Origin of the sequence: Microcystis aeruginosa FD4, assembly GCF_009792235.1 — a bacterium.
GTDB classification, from domain to species: domain Bacteria; phylum Cyanobacteriota; class Cyanobacteriia; order Cyanobacteriales; family Microcystaceae; genus Microcystis; species Microcystis viridis.
The window spans coordinates 2,218,635-2,239,831 of sequence record NZ_CP046973.1; the positions used below are offsets into that span (position 1 = coordinate 2,218,635).

Below are 21,197 nucleotides of genomic sequence, written 5' to 3' on the forward strand. Positions count from 1 at the left end.
AAAATTCGTATTCTGTAGGGGCGTACTACGCCCTCCCTTCCCAGGCAATCCGGGCAAGGCAATTCGCCCCCACGGTGGGGAAAATTCGTATTCTGTGGGGGCGTACTACGCCCTCCCTTCCCAGGCAATCCGGGCAAGGCAATTCGCCCCCACGGTGGGGAAAATTCGTATTCTGTGGGGGCGTACTACGCCCTCCCTTCCCAGGCAATCCGGGCAAGGCAATTCGCCCCGACTCACATCAGCCATTTCTAACCATGACTGAGTTACACCATGCTTTGAAAACAAGCGCAGATTATCAAGCGTTACCAGCTAAAGTAAGCCAGTTAGTATTAAAACAAGTAGCAAAAACCTTTAAATCCTTTCAAAAAGCACAAGAACAATTCAAAAAATCGCCCAATAAATTGACAGGAGAGCCGAAATTACCCCGCTATAAAGATAAGAAAAAAGGTAGAAACGTTTAGTAAATATATTATTGATCAATTACTAGATCATCAAATTAACCTTTTAGTTATTGGTCAGAATCAAGGCGGGAAACAAAACCTTAATATTGGGGATAGAAATAATCAGGCATTGGTGAATATTCCTCACTCAAGATTTATTTAACAACTAACTTACCAGGCAATTTTAGTCGGAATAAAAGTCATGACAACTAATGAAAGCTATACGTCTAAATGTAGTTTCTTAGATTGGGAACCAATTGGCAAACAAGAAAAATATTTGGGCAAGAGAGTTAAAAGAGGATTGTTTAGAAGTTCGTCAGGTTATCTCTATGGAGCAGATATTAATGGTTCGTTAAATATAGGGAGAAAGGTAGTCGGAGAGGTTGCATTTAGCAGGAATCCGATAGAGAGGCTTGTAGTTAGCCCTGTACGGGTCAAAGCGTACAAAGCTGATTTAAAGTGCGACGTTCGCGTACAGAATTAGTAACTATGGCTTACTCGACACAGCAGTTAATTGAAATCCTCGAGCGAGAAATGCACGCCACTTGGAAAGGGGAACGTCTCTTACTCTCCCCGGCAGAGCGCATTGATCATCCAGCGATCGCCAAGGCGATCAATCTAGAAAAGGTGGGCAAAGTCTTCGCCTATCAGGATTTTCGCCGCCAAGTTCACGATTATCAACAACAATATCAGGTTTCGGGCATTATCTGGCGTGTTTGTCAATGGGGCGATCGCACTCTCCGTTATCCCGAAATTCATAATCAATTAGTTGCCGTGGAGGGTGACAAGGAAATTCTCATGGCTGCCAAAGCCTCCGTTTTAGAGTTTTGGAACAGTATCACCCCTAATATGAATTTTTGGTTGGCGCTTAACTCTCGTCGTCCCATTGCTGCCGATTCTCTAGCAGAATTAGTCGCCCAGTCCGAATGGGCGGAATTAGATGTGGCGCGCACGGAATTATATCTCGGCCTCTGTTGGGGTAATCCTTTAGAACACCAGTATCAATGGGCGCAACCCTTTTCCGGTTGTCATCGCATTATCGCCGCCGTCGATGAACCTAGTTCGATTAAGGTATAAAAGGCGATTGATGTCTTGGGAGATGGGAATTGGGGTGTAGGGAGAAAAAAGCTGATCACTGAATACTGACTACTGATCACTGATTCCTGATCACTGACTTGAAAGAGGGTGTAGGTTGTGGGGTGTGGGGTGTAGGGAAGGAAACCTCTTTCATCTGTGGGGGTGAAAATTTTTTCATCGGGACTGATTACTGATTACTGATCACTGATCACTGATCACTGATCACTGTCTCCTATTGTAAAGTTTTGTTAATTTTTCTGGGATTAGGGCATTTTGTAAAAATAGATACAGAATTGTATGTTATATATATTAGTGGGTGATTAAAAAAGTTCAAAATGCGATTTGCAGATCGGAGGAAATGATTATGTCTACAGAACAACAAGCTCGCGCCTTAATGATGCGTCACCACCACGCCGTCAAAAATCGTCAACAATCGATGTTAGACAGAAGTGCTTCTGAAATCGGCATTGACAATGACAATGGCTACGGAGAAACCGTTCAACGTCGCTTCTCGGCCGACTTTTCTTCACAAACTTATGATCGCTCTGGTGCTACTCTGAGTTAGGCTCTTAGATTTCGCCAAAGTGTAAGCTTTCAATCTTAGAATTAAGTTAACAATCAGCCCACACAAACCGAGATCGGAAGGTGTGGGTTTTCGGTTTTTAGAGATAGGGGTCAGTTCTGGGCCGATTACGGGGTTTCATCGGGATTTATGCCTAATTGCCGTAATTGCGCCGCTAAACGTTCCGCTCGTTGACGTTCGCTTTCAGCCTGTTGATAGGCTGCCTGGGCGCGTTGACGTTCGATTTCAGCATTCTGACGTTCTATTTCGGCTAATTCCGCAGGTAGGAGAATTAAATTGCCGTCTAGGTCATAAAAACGTAGCCAAGGGGCTTCTTCTCGTTGGATGCTGCCCATCCAGACTCCTAACCATAATCCCAAACGTTGACACCATAACCAACCGCGCTGGTCGGGAATAATTTCTTGATAGCACTGATTTTGGTCTAAAGTCCAACCTTGCAGGGAAGTGGCATCAAAGGGATTATAAACGAAGTATTGGGAACAGCGAAAAGTCCGCTCATAGAGGTTTTTTTTGGTAGTTAAATCGATTTTTGCGGTGCTTTCTGACATTAATTCCACGATCACATCGGGATAACGTCCGTTTTCGTTCCAAACCACCCATCCTGGTCGTTTATAACTACCATCGATATCGAGGACAACGAAAAAATCGGGGCCACGAAAATCTTTATTAAAAACCCGCTCACGGCTAAAGTAAATAAACATATTACCGCCAACAAAAAAGTCTTCTCGATCCTGATAGGCTTGTTCGATAGAATCGATTAAGACATTCATAGCCTTGCGGTGACGGTGCGTTTCCAAAGGTTCTCCATCATCAAAAATCAAGTCTTCTGGGGGAATGGGTGGTTCTTCCCAATCGATAACTGGAGGAGTGAGGGGTTGAGTCATCGGGGTTACGTCCGGGATAGAGATGGTTTTATTTTATTTGTAAGACGAGGCGATATTTAGGTTGTCCGGTTCTCAATTTTTCCATAGCTTCATTCACCCGGGAGATAGGATAGGTTTCTGTCACCGGTTCAATGTCATGGCGGGAGGCAAATTCGATCATTTTACTGATGGTACTGGGACTACCCAAAGGACTGCCAGAAATCGATTTTTGACCCATAATCAAGGGAAAAGCATAGGTAGCCATGGGTTCAAGAACAGCCCCAACAATATGCAGACGACCTTTGGGACGTAAACAGGCGATATAAAGACCCCAATCGAGATTAACGTTAACGGTAGAGATAATGAAATCAAAGTAATTTTGTACCGATTGCAAGGCTTCGGGGTCTCTGGAATTGATAAAATGAGTCGCACCTAGTTCTTTTGCTTCTGTTTCTTTGTCAGGACTACTAGAAAAAGCGGTTACTTCGCAGCCCCAAGCTTTGAGGAATTTTAAGGCTATATGGCCCAATCCACCAATACCAATGACACCAACTCGGGCCGTGGGTTTAATATCAAATTGCACAATCGGATTAAAGACGGTAATACCACCACAAAAAAGCGGGCCAGCTTTGGCCGCATCCAACTGCTCCGGTAAGGGAACTAACCAACTATGATGGGCCCGGACTCTTTCGGCAAAACCGCCATGGCGACCGACGATAGTTCCTTCGGCAGTGGCACAAAGGTTTTGATCCCCCGACATACAAGTTTCACAGGTGGAACAGGAACGGGAAAACCAACCAAGACCGACTCTTTGCCCTATCTTTAATTCTTTGACTTTAGCACCAAGAGCGGCGATCGTACCGACCACTTCATGACCGGGGACAAAGGGATAGGTGGTCAGTCCCCAATCGTTATCGAGCATACTTAGGTCACTGTGGCAGATGCCGCAATATTCCACCGCGATTTCTACATCTTCATCCGCTAATATACCCGGATCGTAGTCAAAAGGCTCTAGTTTTCCCCCTTTTTCTCGGGCAGCATAGGCTCTAATCATGATTAAGTCCTCTAGAATGGGTTTATTGGTTATCTTATCCTAGATTTATCTGAGTATGGCTTATCTCTCTTCTGTCAAAGTGGCAAAACCCTTGTGATTTGTCAATCCCAGAACCTTTACCTAGACGGCGATCGCCCAATTATTTTCTATTAAGAAATCTATTTTGAGGTCAAATCGCCGGAATAACCATTTCATCAAGGGTTCGGCGATCGCCGTCTCCGAGAGTGACAAAAGAGACTCCACTAGCGATGGCCAAATAATCAAAAGCGTTATAAGACTTCCTGCAAAAGTAAGTTATCAAGGCACTATAGGCTCAAAATATCTAAAAAATCAGATAAATTTGACATAATACTCGTTTTTATGGTTATTATAGTTGTCTATTGTCTTTTTTCTCCTCTTGTTGACCGTTGATCGCCTCAGAGTCTCCTCACCTAATACCATTTTTCAAAAGTAATGGCAGAGATGGTTAATTGCTCTCACCCCCAAACACCCCCCCGATGTCGGGGGGCAGGGGGTAGGGAAGATGCCTGCCACGAATAAAGAAAAATGGTATAATGGAAAATTTTTGATTTTTGCAGGAGAGACTTTACCAACAAGTTTTGTTAAGATCGGATAAAAGTTGTCCCGTTTCATCTGGGCCAGATTAGACGAGGTAAAAAGCCCCTTGCCAATTTAGGGATAATTTTTGTCAGCGATTGTATTCTACATAAATACCGTTATTATTAGAGCGTCATGGGAAAAGTCATCGGCATCGACTTAGGGACAACCAACAGTTGCGTTGCTGTACTCGAAGGAGGTCAGCCGATTATAGTACCCAACTCGGAAGGGGGAAGGACAACCCCTAGTATCGTGGGATTCGGCAAAGGCCAGCACCTAGTGGGACAACTGGCCAAACGTCAAGCGGTCACTAATGCCGAAAATACCGTCTATAGCATCAAACGCTTTATCGGTAGGCGTTGGCAAGACACCGAGGCAGAAAGGGGACGAGTTGCCTATCGTTGCCAACGCGGTCGTGATGATACCGTCAATATCAAAATTCGCGATCGGGAATTTACCCCCCAAGAAATCTCGGCCATGATCCTGCAAAAATTAAAGGCCGATGCCGAGGCCTATCTGGGAGAACCGATCAAAGAAGCCGTGATTACAGTTCCCGCCTATTTTACCGATGCCCAACGTCAAGCCACTAAAGACGCGGGGATGATTGCGGGACTAGAAGTATTAAGAATTATTAACGAACCCACCGCCGCCGCCCTGGCCTACGGTTTAGATAAACAAAACGAAGATCAACATATCCTCGTTTTTGACCTAGGGGGAGGAACCTTCGACGTTTCCATCCTGCAACTGGGCAATGGAGTCTTTGAAGTGAAAGCCACGGCTGGCAATAACCATCTTGGGGGGGACGATTTTGATAACCTCTTAGTGCGGTGGCTGATCGAGAACTTTCAAAGCCAAGAAAACATCGATCTAGCCAGCGATCGCATGGCCATCCAAAGACTGCGAGAAGCGGCCGAAAAAGCTAAAATCGAGCTTTCTAGCCTGATTACCACCTCGATCAATCTCCCCTTCATCGCCGCTGACGAAACCGGCCCTAAACACCTAGAATTGGAACTAACTCGCGCTAAATTCGAGGAATTAACCAGAGAATTAGTGGAAAAAACCCTCGAACCCGTACAACAGTCCCTCAAAGATAGCGAACTGCAGCCTAGCGATATCGATTCGGGTCATTCTCGTCGGTGGTTCCACTAGAATGCCCGCCGTACAGCGATTAATCTCCCGTTTCTTTTCTACCGGCCAGATCGATCGCTCTGTTAACCCCGATGAGGCCGTTGCTTTGGGGGCGGCGATTCAAGCTGGAGTTTTAGGTGGAGAAGTGAAAGATGTCCTCCTACTCGATGTCACCCCCCTTTCCCTCGGCATTGAAACCCTCGGCGAAGTCTTTACCAAAATTATCGATCGCAATACCACTATCCCCACCAGTAAATCTCAGGTTTTTTCCACCGCTGCCGACGGTCAAACTTCGGTGGAAATTCAGGTTCTGCAAGGGGAAAGGGCTATGTCCCGGGATAATAAAACCCTCGGTAAATTTCTCCTGACGGGAATTCCTCCCGCCCCTAGGGGTGTGCCACAAATCGAAGTGGCCTTCGAGATCGATGTCAACGGCATCTTAAAAGTGGCCGCCAGCGACCAAGGCACCGGCAAAGAACAAAGCATTTTAATTAGCCATACTGGAGGGCTGAAACCGAACGAAATTGAAAAAATGCGCCTAGAAGCCGAAAAATACGCCGAATTTGATCGCCGTCGTCTGCAAATGATCGATATTCGTCACCAATCCGATAGTCTTTTCCATAGCTACGAAGTCACCCTCAGGGAAAACAGCGAGTTAGTCGCCCCCGATATCCGGCAACTAGCCGACCAGAAGCGGCAACAGTTGGAAATCGCCCTGCGCGACCCTTCCATATCCTCAGAAAAGCTAAAAACCACCCTGGAGGAATTTCGTCAGATTGTCCTCGAAATCGGTACCCGCATCTACACGGGGAGACAAGAGGAAAACCAAACCCGCAACGGTACTGATTTTGAACCGATCGATGTTACCCGAGAACTGACTCGACCTACCCGCACCCAAGCCACCTCCTTGAATACCTTCACCGAGGGGCCAACCCTCTCCCACAATAGAACCAGAACCTATAGTAATCTGGGAACTAAATCCACCAAATCGGGCAGTGATGATCCTCCCTACGATGGGGACGAAATGAGCGCCAGTGACTACGAGGCCGTAGATTAAAAAGTGATCAGTGATCAGTCATCAGTAATCAGATGTGAGTTTTCAGCTTTTTTCTCCCCTTCTCCCCACACCCCACACCCCACTTCCCCACTCCCCCACACCCCACTTCCCCACTCCCCCACTTCCTTACCAAAAAAATAGTAGGGATAACCCAACTAAACTATTATGTATAGTTTGTTAAAGTAACAACTAGACTTAAACTTTATTTATAAATTGCCAGCAGAACCATAGCCCCCTATGCCCACTGATTACTACGAAATTCTAGGTGTCTCGCGAGATGCCGGCAAAGAGGACATCAAACGCGCCTATCGTCGTCTCGCCCGAAAATACCATCCCGATGTTAACAAAGAACCAGGAGCCGAGGAACACTTCAAAGAAATTAACCGCGCCTACGAAATTCTCTCGGAACCAGAAACCCGCAATCGTTATGACCGCTTTGGTGAAGCTGGGGTTTCTGGGGGCGCTGCTGGTTTTGATGCCGACAATATGGGCGGTTTCGCCGATATCTTTGAGACAATCTTTAGTGGTTTCGGGGGCATGGGCGGCCAAGCAACCGCCCGCCGACGCACAGGCCCTACCCGGGGCGAGGATCTACGTCTCGATTTTAGACTAAAATTCCGCGAGGCGGTCTTTGGCGGCGAAAAGGAAATCCGCATCCGTCATCTGGAAACCTGTCAAACCTGTAAAGGCAGTGGGGCCAGACCGGGGACCAGTTCCCGTACTTGTACTACTTGCAATGGTGCTGGCCAGGTGCGTCGCGCCACCCGTACTCCCTTCGGGACTTTTGCTCAGGTTTCAGTCTGTCCCACCTGTGACGGTGCTGGAGAGGTGATCGAGGAAAAATGCGACGTTTGCGGCGGTTCCGGACGCAGACAGGAAACCAAAAAACTGAAAATTACCATCCCAGCCGGGGTTGACAACGGCATGAAATTGCGCGTTGCCCGGGAAGGAGACGCAGGACTTAAAGGCGGGCCGCCAGGGGATTTATTCGTTTATCTAACCGTGGAAAACGATGGGGAATTTCAACGGGAAGGCAATGATATTAAATCGGATATCACGATTAGCTATATCCAAGCGATTTTAGGATGTACCATTAAAGTTAATACTGTAGATGGCCAAGAAGACCTGACTATCCCTGCTGGTACTCAACCGAACACCGTACTGATTTTAGAAAATAAAGGGGTTCCCAAATTAGGCAATCCCGTCAGCCGCGGTGATCATCGTATTACCGTTAAAATCTCGATTCCTACCCGTGTCACCGGAGAAGAACGGGATTTACTGGAAAAATTAGCAAAAGTTGGCGGGGAAACCGTGGGGAAAGGCGGAATCGAGGGATTTTTAGGTAATATCTTCCATAAATAGGGCTGGCTGAATAAATCTGAAAACCTTGTCGGATAATGTCTTTGGGCTTTTTTGACATCAAAAAGTGCCTTAGCTAGGAGTGATCGGGGGGGAAAATTCAGGGACTTTTTCCCCGAAAATTAGGTAATTGACCCCATGAAAATGGGGAAAGCCCCACACCCCACACCCCACACCCCACACCCTACCCCCACGAAAAACTTTTTCAGCAAACCCTAAATAACTATGACTTTAGACCTGCGCGGCACTCCCTGCCCAATTAATTTTGTCCGCACAAAATTACAATTAGAGAAAATGCCCGCCAGAGAACGGTTGGAAGTCTGGTTAGATGCCGGGGAACCGATCGAACAGGTTCCCACTAGCCTGACAGTGGAGGGTTATCAGATAGAATCGATCGAAGACCGAGATAGCTTTTTTGTTCTCAAAGTCTATCGCCCCGATTCCTAAATGCTAGATGCACAATTAACCGATTTATACGGCACAGTGGTGGCTGTACAGGCGAATTTCTATCAGGTACGCTTGGATTCTGTCGTTATGGGCGAGAATCTTCTCTGTACCCGTCGCGCTCGCTTGCAAAAAATCGGTCAATCGGTGATGGTTGGTGATCGGGTGCGTGTGGAGGAGGCCAATTTTGATGATCGGCAGGGCGCGATCGCAGAAGTCCTCCCCCGCAGTACCGAGATTGATCGGCCGGCCGTTGCTAATATCGAGCAGATTTTGCTAGTTTTTGCCCTTGCTGAACCCGTCCTCGATCCTTGGCTGATCAGTCGTTTTTTGGTGAAAGCTGAGTCCACAGGCTTAGAAATTGCCGTCTGTGTCAATAAAATTGATCTGGGGGAACCCGAACAAATAGAGTTCTGGGGCGATCGCCTAGCTAGTTGGGGATACCAGCCTTTTTTTGTCAGTGTGGAGAAAAATCGGGGATTTGAGGCTTTATTGGCACAATTAAACCATAAAATCACTCTCTTGGCCGGTCCATCGGGGGTGGGAAAATCGAGTTTAATTAATTGCTTAATTCCTGAGATTAATCAACGGGTGGGGGATGTGTCGGGAAAACTGCAAAAAGGTCGTCACACTACCCGTCATGTGGAGTTATTTGCTTTACCAAATCGGGGTTTATTGGCCGATAGTCCAGGGTTTAACCAACCGGATATTAAGTGTTTACCGGAACAATTAACTTTTTATTTTCCGGAAGTGAGACAGCGTTTAGCTTTAGGAAATTGTCAATTTAATGATTGTACTCACCGTCGGGAACCTAACTGTGTGGTGAGAGGAGATTGGGAACGTTACCAACATTATTTAGAGTTTTTAGCAGCAGCGATCGCACGAGAGCAGACATCACAGAAAACTAGCACAAAAGAGTCAAGTTTAAAGTTAAAAATTAAGGAAGCAGGTCAAGAAACCTACGAACCGAAATTGGCTAATAAAAAATATCGTCGTCCTTCTCGTCGCGGCAAAAATCAAGGTCAGGAACGCTACGAAAATAAAACTCTCCAAGATATTTATAATGATGATTCTGAATAGACTTGGTTAAGTTGGGTTGACAGCAGTTATCTTAATGGTGAGATAGGAAGTTTTCCTTTTTGTATTCCCCACAATTACCCTAAAAATTATATTCACACCTAAATTGTGACTTTTGACCGAGGCTGAGGTTGATTTTTTTAAGCATTATTGCCATTCTGACTTCTAAGAGCCGAAAATAAACAGAGACGACCCAAACCTAAGATTGCTGGTGAGAAGGTTTCCTGACTGGGGGCGTCTAGATTGCAACCGGCAAATTCTTGCTGTATTCCCGTTAAGAAATAGGGCCAAATGGTCAAGAAAAAATTACCGCTAAAAATTATTCGATCGATATCCTCAAGACTTTTTTGCTGTTTTTCTAACAAATCATTAACTTTTTGTCTTAAATTATCTATATATGGTATAATGACCTTCTTATTTAAATCGGTGCGACTGACCGTCCAAGTATGACTGGCTAGAGAGGAGGTAAATTCGCTTTCTTCTTGAAGGATTAATTTAGTTAATCTAGCGGCTGCCAGTAAAGATTTTTTTAAGGGATTAGTATCGGTGAGATCGGAGGGGGAAAGAGGCAAAAAAGAACGCCAGAGAGGATAAATTAAGTGAGAGAGTATTGCCCGTTCATAGGTGTTTTCCCCGTAGTTAAAATGGCTAAGAGCGATCGCTTGACGGGATAAAGAGCGAGTTTGCGGCGGGACTTCCAGCAGTGCTAAAGTGGTAGTCTCCCGTTTCCCTTCGATAACCAGTAGGGTTTGGGTTTGGGGTTGGTCGCTAGTGGGAATATAGGCCAGAGCAGTGGCGATCGCTGTTTCCAGACTAGAGAGGCGATCGGGGGGTATTAGTTGCGCTGTGAGAAGGGCTTTTTTCAGGTCATCCGTGGGGGTTTCCCCGTCATCGGTGATAATAATAGCTTCTAATCGCTCTAGGGCTTCCCAGAGCCAAGAATCGGCAATAAAATCCCGATTAGATAGCCAGCTAATTAGATATTCGTCCACCTGGGAGCAGGGTAAGCGATCGCTTGTTCCCGTTGCCAGACTCCAAGAAAGAGGATAAAAATCGATCAATCCTTGGCTTTCCCGAAAAAAGACAACTTTTACCCCCTCTGGTTGCACCTCCATTCCTAGGGACCAACGGGCAACTTCAAGGGTTCGATCGGGGAATAATAAGGGAGAAAGCAGCGCTCTGGCCGATTCTAAATGTTGACGAGTAGCGATAATTGTCTCGGAAGTAACTTCTTGCGGGTTAACTAGAGAAGAAATCACCTTGGCAAGAATCCGATCGATCTCGGTCAGTAGGGAGGAAAAATCCTGTTTATTGGTCACTAGATAACTAAAAATACCCACGACTTTCCATTGTAGAATCACCCACCTAAAACGAACAAAATTTAAATATTAAACTATGGAAGAAAAACGCTATCCTGCCGAAAAATCAGCAGAGATTCAAAAATTATTGGATACCGCCATTTTATTTGTCGGTTTACCCCCTGAAGCCCTCGATCGAGTTACTTCTCATGTTGTCACCCGCACTCATCCTGCTAATCAGGCGATTTTATTAGAAAATGATTGGGGTGGTTCGGTTTACTTTATTCTCGATGGTTGGGTGAAAATTTGTACTCACAATGCGGAGGGCAAAGAAGTCACCTTAAATATCGTCGGTAAAGGGGAAATAGTCGGAGAAATGGCCGCTTTAGACGAATCTCCCCGCTCCACCGATGCTATCACCTTAACCACGGCCACAATTAGCAGTATTCCCGCCCAAGATTTTGTTAATCTGCTCAAATCGGAACCTTTAGCGGGAATTCGTCTTTCTCAGTTAATGGCCAAGCGTTTGCGTCAACTTAACCGGCGTTTACGTTTACGGGAGGCCAATAGTCTCTCGCGAGTCGCCGATACTTTACTCTTTTTAGCCGAAGGTCAAGGACAAAAAAGCGGCCAGGGTACGATAATTCCCAATTTACCTCACCGGGAATTGAGTGGTATGAGTGGCCTGGCCCGGGAAACCGTAACCCGAGCTCTGACCAAATTGCAGAAAAAAGGCCTGATTCAACGACAGCAGGAATCTCTCTGTATTCCCGATCTGGCCGCTTTAGAAAAAGCGATCACCTAAATTCAGTGATCAGTGATCAGTGATCAGTTATCGGTTATCATACTAAATCCGGTTATTAAAGACTGATTATCTATTCCTCCTTTTGCCTATTGCCTATTGCCTCTTGCCTATCCTGATATGTAGCCTATAATCAACGGATTTAGTATGACTGAAATATTAACCGATTTTGGAGTAGTGCTGGTGACAACAGCCAGCGAAACGGAAGCGGCTAACTTAGCGATCGCCTTACTGAACGAGCGCTTGGCAGCTTGTGTCAGTATTTACCCAATTCGTTCCATTTATCGTTGGCAGGGACAGATTGAAAACGAGCGCGAATGGCAATTAGCGATTAAAACCGATTTAAAGCAGTTTGAGCAGTTATCGGCGAAGATACAGGAACTTCATACCTATGCAGTCCCAGAAATCATCGCTTTACCGATTGTGGCGGGTTCTCAGACCTATTTAGACTGGTTAGCCTCCCCTACGGGTGGGGTGTCAGAATAGACCAATCGGCAACTTGAGCGAAAAAAATCTATACAATTCTTAATAAACTATCTCAGGAAGCGCAAAAAGTTTTAATCTAGATGCTGATTAAATGTTTAAACATCTGGTTTTAAGACCGATCGCCTCCACGATTGGAGAACTCAGCACATCGTCAAGGGAGATAGTTAAAATCCAATGAGTCTTAAGGCAAGCGGTGGCAGCTCCTTAGCGCGTCCCCAACTCTATCAAACCGTCCCGGTATCTGCCATTACCCAAGCAGAACAACAAGACCGCTTTCTCGATAAACCCGAACTCAATGAACTGATCGCCTACTTCCAATCGGGGAGCAAGCGTTTAGATATTGCCCAAACGCTCACCCGGAACTCCGATCTGATCGTCTCGCGGGCAGCTAACCGGATTTTTACCGGTGGTTCACCCATGGCCTACCTAGAAAAAACCCCCCGTGGAAGAATTGGCCCTGGTGGGTGCGGGTAAAGTTACCAACGTCCAGGAAGGGATGAAATTAGGAACCGTTACCTACGCTGAAAGCGGGTCCGGTGGCGGCAGTGGCCTTCTCGGTGGCTTAAAGGGGATTTTCACCTCTAGCGGCCCGATTCCCCCCGGATTCCGACCGATTAACGTCTCTCGTTACGGTCCGAGCAATATGCAGAAGTCCCTCCGGGATTTATCCTGGTTCCTGCGTTACATTACCTATGCGATCGTGGCCGGTGATACCAGTATCCTGATCGTTAATACCCGCGGTTTAAGGGAAGTTCTCGAAAATGCCTGTTCTATTGATGCCACCATCGTGGCCCTACAAGAAATGCGGGCCGCTTCGATCGAGTATTTCCAAAGAGACAAGGATGCGGCCACTTTAATCAGTGATTATTTCAATATCCTACTGGGGGAATTAAAAGCCCCCACCCCCTCTAATAAACTGCGTCAGCGTCCCAGTAGTGACCAACAGGGTTTAAGTCTTCCCCAAAGCTACTACAATGGCGCCGAAAAACGACAAAAGTTTGTCATGAAAACTGGTTTATCGGAGTCGGAAAAATCTTCGATTATCAAGGCCGCGTACAGACAAATTTTTGAACGGGACATCACTCGCGCCTACAGTCAGTCCATTTCTGACCTAGAATCGAAGCTGAAAAACGGCGACATCTCGATGAAAGAATTCGTCCGTCGTCTCGGTAAATCGCCTCTCTACCGCAAACAGTTCTTTGAACCTTTTATCAATAGTCGCGCCCTAGAATTGGCTTTCCGTCATTTCCTCGGTCGCGGTCCTTCCTCCCGGGAAGAAGTGCAGAAATACTTCTCGATCGTCTCTAGCGGCGGTTTAGCGGCGTTAATCGATGCTTTAGTCGATTCTCAGGAGTATTCCGACTATTTCGGCGAAGAAACCGTTCCCTATCTCCGGGGTTTGGGTGCAGAAGCACAGGAATGTCGTAACTGGGGGATGCAGATTGACCTGTTTAACTACAGCGCACCTTTCCGCAAAGTTCCCCAATTTATCACCACCTTTGCTAAATACGATCGCCCCTTACCGGATCAGCACGTTTACGGTTCCGGAAATGATCCCCTAGAAATCCAATTTGGGGCAATTTTCCCGAAAGAAACCCGCGAACCCAGTTCTAGTCCCGCTCCCTTCAGTAAGGATACCAAACGTATCCTCATCCACCGCGGACCGGCCACTAATAACCAAAATAGCAACCCGGGCGCCCGAGGTGAATTCCCCGGTACTTTGGGACCGAAAGTTTTCCGTCTCAATAACGAGTTACCCGGTTCTAGCAATGGGGTAAGCGTTAAATTTGGCGAAAGTTCCACCCAAAGAGTGATTTTAGCGGCTTATCGTCAGGTTTTCGGTCGAATGCCCTACGAAGGTCAGCGTTTATCCGTGGCCGAGATTAAGTTAGAAAATGGCGATATTACTCTGCGCGAGTTTATCAAAACCCTAGCTAAATCCGAGACTTTCCGGAAAATCTACTGGACTCCTCTCTATGTGGTGAAAGCGATCGAATATATTCACCGTCGTCTGCTCGGTCGTCCCACCTACGGCCGTCAGGAAATGAATCAATACTTCGATATCTGCTCGAAAAAAGGCTTCTATGCTTTAATCGATGCCATTATCGATAGTCCTGAATACACGGAAGCTTTTGGTGAAGATACGGTTCCCTACGAGCGCTATCTAACTCCCCAAGGGATGCAGTTACGGATGGTGCGTTTGGGTAATCTCCGCGAAGATATCGGCCAAAGAGTTGATCAAGAGGAAACCCCGCGCTTTATTGAATTGGGTACACCTTCGGTCTCGATTCGCACTGAACCCGATATTCAATCTCGTGTCGGTCAAGGTGTCACGGTTCAACGGGAACAAACTAAGATCTTTAAACTGTTAACTAATCTCGATAAAGTTGCCGTACAAAATACTGTTCGCGCTGCCTATCGTCAGATTTTTGAACGGGATCTAGAACCCTATATCATCAATGCCGAATTTACCGCTTTAGAAAGTAAATTAAGCAATGCTGAGATCACGGTGAAAGAGTTTATTGAGGGTTTAGGTTGTTCGGATCTTTACCTGAAAGAATTCTATGCTCCCTATCCGAATACGAAAGTAATTGAATTGGGAACCAAGCACTTCTTAGGTCGCGCTCCCTTGAATCAAAAGGAAATCCAGAAATATAACCAAATTCTGGCAACTCAGGGATTAAAAGCCTTTATCGGTGCTATGGTTAATAGCATGGAATACCTACAATTATTTGGTGAAGATACGGTTCCCTATCGTCGTTTCCCGACTCTACCGGCCGCTAATTTCCCCAATACGGAACGGTTATACAATAAGCTGACCAAACAGGATAGTGAACTGGTTGTTCCCAGTTTTAAACCAGTAGTTAAGGTCGGTGGTTAGTTAGTCCTTGAAGTTAGTTAATTTAGCTCGTGTTCAACACGAGCTTTTTTCGGGACAAATTACTGCCCAAAATTTATCATCGTCAATCAAGGGGGTAACAATGAGCCAAATTAAAGTTAAAAACTTCGGTCCAATTAAGGTGGGTTTAGTAGAAAATGATGGTTTTATCGACGTTCGGAAAGTAACGATTTTTATCGGTAATCAAGGAACTGGAAAAAGTAGCATTGCTAAATTAATATCAACATTAAGCTGGTTGGAAAAAGCTCTATATCGTGGAGATTTAGAAGAAAAATATGTGACTAAATATAATCGTTTTGTTAAATCTTTTTGTCAATACCACAATTTAACCAATTACTTTTTACCCGCAACCCAAATTGAATACAATGGAGATGTTTATAGAATTAGTTTTGAAAATGCTAAATTATCGATCGAGCGTACTGATAATCCAAAGTATCGAGTACCAAAAATTATGTATATACCAGCAGAGCGAAACTTTTTGAGTGCAGTAAGATGGCCAGAAAAACTCAAAGGACTGCCAGAATCATTATATACTTTCTGGGGAGAATTGGATCGCTCACAACAGGAATTATCTGGCAGTTTGACTTTGCCAGTAGGTGAGGTTAAATTGGAATTTGATCAACTCAATAGACTGGCCAAGATTGTGGGTAGTGATTATCAACTAAATCTATCAGAAGCTTCCAGTGGTTTTCAGTCTTTTGTTCCTTTATTTCTCGTTTCTCAAAATATTGCTTTATCGATTAATCGAACTCAAGAAACTTCCCGCAATCAACTCAGTGGAGAGGAGCAAAAAAGATTAAAAATGGAAATCGAGAAAATTCTCTCTAATGATAATCTTTCCGATGACCTAAAAAAGGCAGCACTAGAAGTGTTATCTTCTAAATACCGCAATGAGTGTTTTGTAAATATTGTGGAAGAAATTGAGCAGAATCTATTTCCCCAATCTCAGAAAAAGATTTTATATAAATTATTTGAATTTGCCAATTTAACCCAGGGAAATAAACTAATTTTAACTACTCATAGTCCTTATATTATCAACGATCTAACCCTAGCTATCAAAGCGGATAAAGTTATCAAAAAAATCCTATCATCAGCGATTTCTAACGCCGATTATCTCCAAGAAAAGCTCAACCAAATTGTCCCGAAAGCCTCTTGTATAGCGGCAGAAGATGCTATTGTATATGAATTAACAGAGCAAGGAGAAATCCGAGAACTTGCTACATATAATGGTTTACCTTCTGATGAAAATTATCTCAATCTTTCCCTGGGAGAGACAAATCAGCTTTTTGATGATTTACTAGAAATCGAAGAACAGTTATGAAGATAAATTTCTTTGATAAAAAATGTCAGAGTCAAACCCATCGGCATAAATTTGGAATTTGTGATCCGCCATCTCCCTCAGAAAATCCCGCTTATTTAGATACAGAAAATCCCAGTGATTGGATTGCTATTGTGGAAAACTCTCAAGAAATTGAAGTGACATTTACCGCTATTGATAAATGTATTGAAATTAGAAAAGTCGATGGTAGTGCTATGGATAAACGCTGTGAGGGAATGCTGACCTATGCCAATTGTTTGATTTTTGTAGAATTAAAAGAACGAAAGGGGAAAAATTCGGGGTGGGTAGGAGACGGAGAAAAGCAACTGAGAAACACAATTCGGCTATTTATTGAAAATCATGGTATAGAGGATTATTCGTCCAGAAAAGCCTACATTGCTAATAACAAAAAGCCTACCTTTCAGACTTCACAAACGGAGAGGATGGAAAAATTTCGCCAAGAAACTGGGTTTAGATTAATCATTCAAAATATCATCAAAATTGACTGATTTAATTCTCTTTGATTCGGTGGCTCTGAAGATATTGATTTTCTAGAGTGTAGAGATATCCTAGTTTGATGTTGAATCTCACATTGAATCCGTTGCCAAGCTGTGATAAACTGCTCACTCAAGGAGCGCAGAATAGAACCAGCTTCTCGAACACCGGCTTGAATTTCTAGTAACTTGATTATTGAGTCTCTGTCCTCAAACTTTTTCTAGGTACTGGTCAATCCTAATTTATACTAAATCTGGTTATTAAAAACTGATTATTTATTCCCCCTCTTGCATGAGTGCCTCTCCTGATATGTAGCCTATACTGTATGAATCAGTGTTATATTGGTAGTTAGGATGTGGGAAAAAGGCAAAGAAACGGTTACGAGAATGAAGTTTATTCACTGGAAAAAGCAGCAGTTATTGATGATTTTTGTCCTAGTGCTGGCAATTTCAGTTGCGTGGGGGACAATTTTGCCTATTTCTACTCAAACACCTCCTGCACCTAATCCTTGTGAACAACTTAGGGTAGATATTCAAAATCGAGCAAAACAAGATGCAGAAGCTGACCGGTTGAATTTTTTTAATACTGATAAAAAGAAAAAGACGATTGCTGATATTTTAAATTTGTATAAAGAGGCAAATTCTCAAGCTTCTTGTTTTCAACAGACTCAATTATGGGATATCTATGAACAACAATATGATATTCATAAATATCCTGCCTGGATACCTGTGCTTGCTATTCTTGTTTTGGGTGGTATTGTGGGGACTGTTATTAGTGGAATTAAATATAAGATGAACGTAGGTTGGGCTTCGGCCGTGAGCTTTTGCCGAACGGTTGAAGCATGAAACCCAACTTCACCAATTCTTTCACCACTTAAAATCCTTAAGGCGTGTAGCTTACAAGCTACACTACAGCAATATACAACAGATTGCTATCTGTTGTACGAATCGTAAGACCGTACCGAGGGTTCGAATCCCTCCCTCTCCGTATTTTTTGGGTATTTTCGATGACCGCTCACCATGATTATTTCTGCTCTGTATATGGTCCGGTTGCCTCTTGGCGTTTCGGCAGTTCCCTAGGCATTGATCCGATTGGTTTAGTTTCCACCTGTTCCTTTAACTGTGCCTACTGTCAGTTAGGAGAAATTGAGCAAAAAACCGAGCAACGAAAAATTTTTATTACTAGCGAACAAATTAGCAGGGATTTAAGCACTTTTGCCCCTTGGGACGTGGATATAGTCACTCTCAGTGGTAGCGGGGAACCCACCCTCGCCCTCAATTTAGGGGAAATACTGGCCACCGTCAAGGAAATGACCAAGCGGCCGGTGGCGGTCTTAACCAATAGTACCCTCTTGGGAGATGCCCAAGTGCGTCAGGACTTGAGCAAAGCTGATATCGTCGCCGCTAAAATCGATGCTGTTTCCGAGTCCCAATGGCGACGGGTTAACCGTCCAGTTCCCGGTCTGGATTGGCAGGAGCTTTGGTGGGGATTAAGACAATTTCGCCAAGAATGGTCGGGAAAACTAGCAATTCAAACCATGCTACTGGCCTCTTGGTCGCCCCAAGATCAAGACCGATACATCGATTTGATGCAACAGCTACAACCAGATGAAATTCAACTTAACACCCCGACCCGTCCCCGGGCCAGACAAAGACAATTAGAAACCCGCGGTAATAATCCCCTCACCGCTGCCGACGGAATGCAAATTCTCAACCCCGTAAACGCTGAAATATTGGCAATTTGGGCGGAAAAAATGGCAAAGGCCACGGGAATTACCGTGCGCTGTGTGCCGCTTACCGACACGGGTCTCTAGGGCTTCGGCCGGGGTTTTTCTTCTTTGGGTTTGATATTAAAATAGGCCTCCATTACCTGACGTACCATAGGTGCGGCCACTTTACCACCACCACCGCCGGAATGTTCCGCAAAGGCGACCACGACAATTTCGGGCTTGTCGAAGGGTGCGAAAGCTCCAAACCAAGCGTGGGACTTACCCGGAGGTGCTTCTGCCGTGCCGCTTTTGCCCGCTATGGGCGGTAAAGCGGGGTCTGATAGGGCCCGCCCCGTTCCTTCCGCTACCACGGCTCTCAGGGACTTTCTCAGGGTGTCTAGGGTGCTAGGTTTCATATTCAAAGACTTTCGCCATTCCTTAACATCCCGGGCATCCTGTAAAAGGTGCGGTTTCACCAAAAAACCACCGTTAGCGGGGACAGCAAACATCACAGCTACCTGTAGGGGAGTCGCCAGGGTAAATCCTTGACCGATCGACATATTAATCGTATCCCCTACCGACCAATCCCAGTTTTTAAAATTACGCAGTTTCCAATCGCGATCGGCAATTAACCCCGGGGTTTCTTCCGCTAATTCTATACCAGTTTTCTGACCGAAACCGTAGCGCCGAGCCATGGCAATTAAAGCCGGCCCCCCCACTCCGCGACCAATTTGACCGTGAAAAGTGTTACTACTCATGGCCATGGCCCGGACAAAACCGATCGGACCAAAACCAGCGTGATTCCATTCTCCAAAAGCTGTCCCCCCCACATAAAGGGCGGCAAAGGTATTTAAGACCGTATTGGGGGGAAATTTCCCCGATTCCATGCCGGCAGTGGCAGTGACGACTTTAAAGGTGGAAGCGGGGGGAAATCCTTGCAGGACGCGGTTAACAAACGGGTTGCCCTCCGCTTGCAGTTTTTTCCAAGTGGCGGTGGTAATTGGGGCCGAGAACACATTGGGATCGAAACTAGGATAACTGACCATGGCCCGCACGGAACCATCCCGGGGATCGATCGCCACGATCGCACCTTGGCGTTTTCCTAAAGCTGCCTCGGCGGCTTTTTGGAGTTTTAAATCTAGTGTCAGGGTGACATCTTGCCCCGGTTTAGCAATTTTTTGGCCGAGAATTTGGATTACTTGTCCCGATCCGTTGACCTCTAACTGCATTCCCCCCCATTCTCCCCGCAATTTTGACTCGTAGGCGGCTTCTACACCCATTTTACCGACGACATCTCCCAACCGGTAGCCCTGGGGTCTTTTGGCTTGATATTCCTCCGGGGTTAGTTCCCCGGTATAACCGAGAATATGCGCCCCGATTTTGCCATTGGGATAGTAGCGCACTGATTCCACGTCCACTTCAATGCCGGTTAATTCGTCTTTGTATTCCTCTAGGGCGATAATTTGGCCTGGAGTTAAACCCCTAGCAATCCGGATCAGGGTGGAGGGGTTTTCGTCCGCTTCGTTAATGCGTTTTTCTAGGTCGCTTTTGGGAATTGCTAAAATACTGGCTAAACGGTCAAGATTGAGTTTTTGGGCGGGATTACGCTGGGATTTGGGCCAAATATAGGCCGCATGGGTTAAACGGGCCGTAGCCAAAACTTTGCCATTGCGATCGAATAAGTTGCCCCGGACTGGGGGTTTGGGAAGAATGCGAATCCGGTTATTTTCTGCTCTTTCTCGGTTAAATTGCCCTTGCTGCAGTTGTAAATAGGCCAATCGTGAGCCAACTCCTCCTAGCAGGACAATGCTAATTAAGCCCATAATTAGCCATGACTGACGCTGACGACCGACCGAACACCTATCTTTGTCTTTGATTTTATTCTGTAATTTAGGCGGCGATGGCCGCGTCAGCGCGGTGAGCGGTTTTTGCGGTTTCAGTTTGACTTTGGTTTTTGATAGGAGTCCGCTATTACGCATTTGCTTAAAGTTAAAAGTTTAAAAGTTATTGGGGCAGTTATCAGTTATCAGTTATCAGTTATCAGTCATCAGTTATCAGATTTGAGTTCTAAGTGAGCAGTATGTATTAAGTGAGCAGTATTAAATAGTAGTTTGCCACTGTCTTTTCACTGATTACTGATTACTGTTTACTGTTCACTGAAAAGGACGCAATACTAGGTGATTTAGCTCCTCTGTTTACTAAAGTTAAGGGTATCCGCAATATATCTTAACAAAATCGGAGTAAATACAAAGGAGTGGAAGGAACCACACCAGACACAGAGGACACAAAGATTGATCGCTTCTATAGTAAGGGACTTGCGCTTTGATCATGTACCTTTTGGGCGAACGCAGTTCGCCCCTACATTGTGGACAAAATCCGTTACTGTCGGGGCGCCTGGAACCTGCGCCCTCCGCGCGGAGGGGGTTTGCTGATCACCCTAAGTAGGGGGAGAGCCTTCGAGATGTTAGGGACTTGCGCTTTGATCATGTGCCATAGGGCTGGTCTGGTTCTT

The 21,197-nt window shown here is 45.4% G+C and carries 17 protein-coding genes and 3 pseudogenes; 15 read left to right on the forward strand and 5 right to left on the reverse strand.

What is annotated here, in order from left to right; translation table 11 throughout:
* The first annotated feature begins 254 nt into the window (after nucleotides 1-254).
* From GQR42_RS28665 to GQR42_RS11275, 4 genes are all read left to right on the forward strand, one after another.
* Entirely contained in the window at nucleotides 255-461 is a 207-nt protein-coding gene (locus tag GQR42_RS28665) for a transposase (RefSeq protein ID WP_233271355.1), read from the forward strand.
* 181 nt (nucleotides 462-642) lie between these two features.
* Nucleotides 643-924 carry a hypothetical protein gene (locus tag GQR42_RS28670; protein ID WP_233271356.1) on the forward strand — a complete coding sequence of 94 codons (282 nt, stop codon included), beginning with the start codon at nucleotides 643-645 and terminating at the stop codon, nucleotides 922-924.
* A 5-nt stretch (nucleotides 925-929) separates the two neighbouring features.
* A complete protein-coding gene (locus GQR42_RS11270; protein WP_158200055.1) occupies nucleotides 930-1,517 on the forward strand; it encodes a hypothetical protein in 588 nt (195 codons plus the stop codon).
* A gap of 364 nt (nucleotides 1,518-1,881) precedes the next feature.
* Nucleotides 1,882-2,082 (forward strand): hypothetical protein, encoded by a 201-nt coding sequence (locus GQR42_RS11275; RefSeq protein ID WP_158200056.1) that lies wholly within the window; start codon nucleotides 1,882-1,884, stop codon nucleotides 2,080-2,082.
* A gap of 125 nt (nucleotides 2,083-2,207) precedes the next feature.
* On the opposite strand, the gene GQR42_RS11280 is transcribed toward GQR42_RS11275, so the two are convergent.
* Complete coding sequence (locus GQR42_RS11280; RefSeq protein ID WP_158200057.1) at nucleotides 2,208-2,984, reverse strand: Uma2 family endonuclease; 777 nt, start codon at nucleotides 2,982-2,984, stop codon at nucleotides 2,208-2,210.
* 28 nt (nucleotides 2,985-3,012) lie between these two features.
* Nucleotides 3,013-4,017 carry an NADPH-dependent aldehyde reductase Ahr gene (gene ahr, locus GQR42_RS11285; RefSeq protein WP_158200058.1) on the reverse strand — a complete coding sequence of 335 codons (1,005 nt, stop codon included), beginning with the start codon at nucleotides 4,015-4,017 and terminating at the stop codon, nucleotides 3,013-3,015.
* 732 nt (nucleotides 4,018-4,749) lie between these two features.
* Between ahr and dnaK the strand changes: the two are divergent.
* Nucleotides 4,750-6,799 (forward strand): annotated as a pseudogene (dnaK, locus tag GQR42_RS11290) (molecular chaperone DnaK).
* A gap of 14 nt (nucleotides 6,800-6,813) precedes the next feature.
* Here dnaK and GQR42_RS11295 read toward each other — a convergent pair.
* Nucleotides 6,814-6,954: a hypothetical protein gene (locus GQR42_RS11295; protein WP_158200059.1), complete on the reverse strand. Its 141-nt coding sequence runs from the start codon at nucleotides 6,952-6,954 to the stop codon at nucleotides 6,814-6,816.
* Nucleotides 6,955-7,036: 82 nt separating this feature from the next.
* On the opposite strand from GQR42_RS11295, the gene dnaJ reads away from it, so the two are divergent.
* The 3 genes from dnaJ to rsgA all read left to right on the forward strand — a co-directional run bounded on the left by dnaJ (nucleotide 7,037) and on the right by rsgA (nucleotide 9,682).
* Entirely contained in the window at nucleotides 7,037-8,161 is a 1,125-nt protein-coding gene (gene dnaJ, locus GQR42_RS11300) for a molecular chaperone DnaJ (RefSeq protein WP_158200060.1), read from the forward strand.
* A 222-nt stretch (nucleotides 8,162-8,383) separates the two neighbouring features.
* Complete coding sequence (locus GQR42_RS11305) at nucleotides 8,384-8,605, forward strand: sulfurtransferase TusA family protein (RefSeq protein ID WP_158200061.1); 222 nt, start codon at nucleotides 8,384-8,386, stop codon at nucleotides 8,603-8,605.
* Nucleotides 8,606-9,682 carry a small ribosomal subunit biogenesis GTPase RsgA gene (gene rsgA, locus GQR42_RS11310; RefSeq protein WP_158200062.1) on the forward strand — a complete coding sequence of 359 codons (1,077 nt, stop codon included), beginning with the start codon at nucleotides 8,606-8,608 and terminating at the stop codon, nucleotides 9,680-9,682.
* Between the two features lie 137 nt (nucleotides 9,683-9,819).
* Here rsgA and GQR42_RS11315 read toward each other — a convergent pair whose 3' ends face one another.
* Nucleotides 9,820-11,019: a hypothetical protein gene (locus GQR42_RS11315; RefSeq protein WP_158200063.1), complete on the reverse strand. Its 1,200-nt coding sequence runs from the start codon at nucleotides 11,017-11,019 to the stop codon at nucleotides 9,820-9,822.
* A gap of 55 nt (nucleotides 11,020-11,074) precedes the next feature.
* Between GQR42_RS11315 and GQR42_RS11320 the strand changes: the two genes are divergently transcribed.
* The 7 genes and pseudogenes from GQR42_RS11320 to GQR42_RS11350 all read left to right on the forward strand — a co-directional run bounded on the left by GQR42_RS11320 (nucleotide 11,075) and on the right by GQR42_RS11350 (nucleotide 18,790).
* A complete protein-coding gene (locus GQR42_RS11320) occupies nucleotides 11,075-11,782 on the forward strand; it encodes a Crp/Fnr family transcriptional regulator (RefSeq protein ID WP_158200064.1) in 708 nt (235 codons plus the stop codon).
* Nucleotides 11,783-11,926: 144 nt separating this feature from the next.
* Entirely contained in the window at nucleotides 11,927-12,265 is a 339-nt protein-coding gene (gene cutA / locus GQR42_RS11325) for a divalent-cation tolerance protein CutA (protein WP_158200065.1), read from the forward strand.
* A gap of 174 nt (nucleotides 12,266-12,439) precedes the next feature.
* Nucleotides 12,440-15,146 (forward strand): annotated as a pseudogene (locus tag GQR42_RS11330) (phycobilisome rod-core linker polypeptide).
* A gap of 100 nt (nucleotides 15,147-15,246) precedes the next feature.
* Nucleotides 15,247-16,485 carry an AAA family ATPase gene (locus GQR42_RS11335; protein WP_158200066.1) on the forward strand — a complete coding sequence of 413 codons (1,239 nt, stop codon included), beginning with the start codon at nucleotides 15,247-15,249 and terminating at the stop codon, nucleotides 16,483-16,485.
* Complete coding sequence (locus GQR42_RS11340) at nucleotides 16,482-16,991, forward strand: hypothetical protein (protein WP_158200067.1); 510 nt, start codon at nucleotides 16,482-16,484, stop codon at nucleotides 16,989-16,991. Before GQR42_RS11335 ends, GQR42_RS11340 begins: the two co-directional genes overlap by 4 nt.
* Before the next feature lie 339 nt (nucleotides 16,992-17,330).
* Nucleotides 17,331-17,753 (forward strand): annotated as a pseudogene (locus GQR42_RS11345) (NACHT domain-containing protein); the annotation flags it as partial.
* 230 nt (nucleotides 17,754-17,983) lie between these two features.
* Complete coding sequence (locus GQR42_RS11350) at nucleotides 17,984-18,790, forward strand: radical SAM protein (protein WP_158200068.1); 807 nt, start codon at nucleotides 17,984-17,986, stop codon at nucleotides 18,788-18,790.
* On the opposite strand, the gene mrdA is transcribed toward GQR42_RS11350, so the two are convergent.
* A complete protein-coding gene (gene mrdA / locus GQR42_RS11355; RefSeq protein WP_158200069.1) occupies nucleotides 18,787-20,664 on the reverse strand; it encodes a penicillin-binding protein 2 in 1,878 nt (625 codons plus the stop codon). The two genes, GQR42_RS11350 and mrdA, sit on opposite strands and share 4 nt — an antisense overlap.
* Nucleotides 20,665-21,197 lie beyond the last annotated feature (533 nt).

What these genes read in the sequence shown, in the direction of transcription:
- GQR42_RS28670 (WP_233271356.1), top strand. Translation starts at nt 643, where the DNA reads ATGACAACTAATGAAAGCTATACGTCTAAATGTAGTTTCTTAGATTGG.
- ahr (WP_158200058.1), bottom strand. Translation starts at nt 4,017, where the DNA reads ATGATTAGAGCCTATGCTGCCCGAGAAAAAGGGGGAAAACTAGAGCCT.
- dnaJ (WP_158200060.1), top strand. Translation starts at nt 7,037, where the DNA reads ATGCCCACTGATTACTACGAAATTCTAGGTGTCTCGCGAGATGCCGGC.
- GQR42_RS11320 (WP_158200064.1), top strand. Translation starts at nt 11,075, where the DNA reads ATGGAAGAAAAACGCTATCCTGCCGAAAAATCAGCAGAGATTCAAAAA.
- GQR42_RS11340 (WP_158200067.1), top strand. Translation starts at nt 16,482, where the DNA reads ATGAAGATAAATTTCTTTGATAAAAAATGTCAGAGTCAAACCCATCGG.
- GQR42_RS11275 (WP_158200056.1), top strand. Translation starts at nt 1,882, where the DNA reads ATGTCTACAGAACAACAAGCTCGCGCCTTAATGATGCGTCACCACCAC.
- GQR42_RS11350 (WP_158200068.1), top strand. Translation starts at nt 17,984, where the DNA reads ATGACCGCTCACCATGATTATTTCTGCTCTGTATATGGTCCGGTTGCC.
- GQR42_RS11305 (WP_158200061.1), top strand. Translation starts at nt 8,384, where the DNA reads ATGACTTTAGACCTGCGCGGCACTCCCTGCCCAATTAATTTTGTCCGC.
- mrdA (WP_158200069.1), bottom strand. Translation starts at nt 20,664, where the DNA reads ATGCGTAATAGCGGACTCCTATCAAAAACCAAAGTCAAACTGAAACCG.
- GQR42_RS11270 (WP_158200055.1), top strand. Translation starts at nt 930, where the DNA reads ATGGCTTACTCGACACAGCAGTTAATTGAAATCCTCGAGCGAGAAATG.
- GQR42_RS11335 (WP_158200066.1), top strand. Translation starts at nt 15,247, where the DNA reads ATGAGCCAAATTAAAGTTAAAAACTTCGGTCCAATTAAGGTGGGTTTA.
- GQR42_RS11280 (WP_158200057.1), bottom strand. Translation starts at nt 2,984, where the DNA reads ATGACTCAACCCCTCACTCCTCCAGTTATCGATTGGGAAGAACCACCC.
- cutA (WP_158200065.1), top strand. Translation starts at nt 11,927, where the DNA reads ATGACTGAAATATTAACCGATTTTGGAGTAGTGCTGGTGACAACAGCC.
- rsgA (WP_158200062.1), top strand. Translation starts at nt 8,606, where the DNA reads ATGCTAGATGCACAATTAACCGATTTATACGGCACAGTGGTGGCTGTA.
- GQR42_RS28665 (WP_233271355.1), top strand. Translation starts at nt 255, where the DNA reads ATGACTGAGTTACACCATGCTTTGAAAACAAGCGCAGATTATCAAGCG.